The 281-nt window shown below is 32.0% G+C and carries 1 pseudogene; it reads right to left on the bottom strand.

The window, feature by feature from the left end:
- Window positions 1-235 (bottom strand): annotated as a pseudogene (tnpA, locus tag ACJ5GX_RS07060) (IS200/IS605 family transposase); the annotation flags it as partial.
- Window positions 236-281: the final 46 nt, after the last annotated feature.

The raw sequence follows: 281 nt of genomic DNA, 5'->3' as shown, positions 1-281 counted from the left end.
TATTAACTGCACTAACTTACTAATACTTAAGTATGGGGGTACAGAAACGTATACGTGTACATGACTTGACGCAACTCTACCTCTGATAATTTCTACTTGATTATTTGCACATACTTCTTGTACAACTTCTTTAGCTTTCTGTCCAATATCTCCAACTAGTACTGGATATCGATATTTTGTTATCCACACTATGTGATATATATACAGAGTGACTGCTTTTTCTATAATATTCCACATTCTTTCAGATTTTTCACCTTAAAATTATATTCTTAAAAGGATGG

The organism is Wolbachia endosymbiont of Tuta absoluta (assembly GCF_059414725.1).
The sequence above is the reverse complement of the archived record's forward strand: the minus strand, read 5'-3'. Positions and strand labels throughout refer to the sequence as shown.